Annotated in this window: 2 protein-coding genes; both read right to left on the minus strand. The window is 63.2% G+C overall.

The features are described 5' to 3' along the window. Positions 1 to 309: 309 nt before the first annotated feature. Positions 310 to 1,338 carry a LacI family DNA-binding transcriptional regulator gene (locus tag EOA28_RS32685; RefSeq protein ID WP_126081917.1) on the minus strand — a complete coding sequence of 343 codons (1,029 nt, stop codon included), beginning with the start codon at positions 1,336 to 1,338 and terminating at the stop codon, positions 310 to 312. A gap of 166 nt (positions 1,339 to 1,504) precedes the next feature. Further along, a partial coding sequence (locus EOA28_RS32690) for an MFS transporter (protein ID WP_148671007.1) occupies positions 1,505 to 2,337 on the minus strand: 833 nt, incomplete at its 5' end.

Below are 2,337 nucleotides of genomic sequence, written 5' to 3' on the forward strand. Positions count from 1 at the left end.
GAGTGACTTGATCATCGATATTCCTCCCAGTTGCAGTTCTGCTTGTGATGAATCCTGGCGCTCACGGTCGGCACCCTCCGCCCACCAAACACGCCCACAGGGACGACCCACGTCGCCCTGATCCTCCTCTCCCCCTCAGTGTTCCTGGCAATTTAGAAAACTATCATATTATACATAATAAACAAGCAAGGACTGTTGCTTATGTATAATAAACAGCCTCCAATCCCGCCAAATGTCGATTTTACAGACAAATGGTAGCGCTACCATGATTGGCTGTAAAGCGATGCCTTCAACATTTTTCCAGGCTCTTCAACGCGCGGTGCTCTCGCGCCGCATGAGCTCGAAACCGAGATCGACGATCCGCTGTTGCGGCCGGTTTCCGGCGATCGCCGCAAGCGCCATGGCGACGGATCGTGTGCCGATTTCATAGCGGTGCGTGCGCACGCTGGTGATCGAGGGAAACGAAACCTGCATCATGTCGAGATCATTGAAGCCGACAATGCCGATCTGTTTTGGCACGTCGATAGAAGCCCGACGGCATTCGAACAGAACGCCGAGCGCGATATCGTCATTGTTGCAGAACACGCCGTCCAGCGTCGGCATCTTGGCCAGTGCGTCACGGAACAGCTCGCGCCCGAGGCTCACGCTTGACGGCACCGGCGTCGTGGTGACCAGCCGCGGATCGAACAGCCCGGCAGCCTCCATGGCGGCGCGGTAGCCGGCAAGGCGCCGCTGCGAACGCGGATCCATCCTGGCGCCGATGAAGCCGATCTTGCGATAGCCGGCCTGCAGAAGGTGCTCGGTGGCCGTCCTGCCGCCGTCGAGATGCGAGAAGCCGACCATCATGTCGACCGGGTCCGGCCCGGTCTCCATCACCTGCACCACAGGGCAGCCGGCATTCTCCAGCAGTCGTCGCGCGCCGGGGGTCTGGTCGATGCCGGCCACGATCAGCGCCGCCGGACGTTGCGATCCGAAGACCTGCAGCAGCCGCTCTTCCTCCAGGCCGGAATAATGCGTGTTGCCGATCTGGATGCGGAACGGGCTGTCGGAGAGACTGTCATAGATGCCGCGCACGACTTCGGCGAAGACGTTGTTGGTGAGCGAAGGCACCAGTACGCCGAACACCTCGGCGCGCGCCGAGGCAAGCGCGCGCGCGTTCGGGTCGGGCACGTAGCCGAGTTCGTCGACCGCTGCCTGTATCTGCCGGCGAAGGTCCTCCGACACCCGTCCGGGCTCGCGCAGCGCGCGCGACACCGTGATCGCGCCGACACCCGCCTTGCGCGCGACATCGGCAATGGTCGGACGGCCGCCGCCGCGGCGGGAGCGCGGCTTGCTCAAGGGCAAGCCCCGTGCGGCAAATCCCGCCCGCTGCGCGCCCGCAATGCCATTGACCCTGGTGTCGCCATCTCGCAGGCCCGTACCGCGTTCATTTGGCTTGGCGTCGCGCAGCCGCGATTTGTTGTCAAGCCGAGGCGTCTTCCAGGAAAAGCGCCGGCAGGAGCCGTCAGGCCACGACGATGACGCTGCGTCTTGCCTTCCAGAACACCAGAAGCATCACCAGGATATTGAGCAGGTTCCAGGCAATCCCGTTCAGGAAGGCGGCCGAATAGGAACCGGTGAGGTCATAGATCCAACCCGACATCCAGCCACCGATGGCCATGCCGAAAATGGTCGCCATGATGACGATGCCCACGCGTTGGCCAGCCTCCTTGGCGGGCATGTATTCCCGCACGATGATCGCGTAGCAAGGCACGATGCCGCCTTGCGACAAACCGAACACCAGCGAGACGATGTAGAGCGAGGCGAGCCCGTCGAAGGGAATGTAAAAGAACAGCGACAGGCATTGCAGAACCGAACCGATCAGCAAGGTCCTCACCCCGCCGATCCGATCGGCGACGAAGCCGGAAGCGAGGCGGCTGACGACGCCGGCGGCCATCATGATCGAGAGCATGTCGGCGCCATGCGCGACGCCATAGCCGAGGTCCAGGCAATAGGCGACGATATGCACCTGCGGCATCGACATCGCCACGCAGCAGCCGAGACCAGCTATCACCAGCAGCATCTGAAGTGCAGCCGGCGACAATGCGATCGGCTGGACCAGGCGCGTGCCTGGCGAGCCTGCGACGACCACCGGAGCACGCCGGCGCAACATCAGAACCAGCGGCACCATCGTCGCCAGGCACGCGATGCCGATCGCCAGATAGGTGAAGCGCCAGCCCTCCGCCCGCATCAGCGGCGGTATGATCGCCGGCCAGACCGTTCCGGCGAGATAGCTGCCGGACGCAGCCGCAGCCACCGCAACGCCGCGCCGGCGATTGAACCAGTGCGAGATGTCGG

Source organism: Mesorhizobium sp. M2A.F.Ca.ET.067.02.1.1, assembly GCF_004023285.1.
GTDB lineage: Bacteria > Pseudomonadota > Alphaproteobacteria > Rhizobiales > Rhizobiaceae > Mesorhizobium.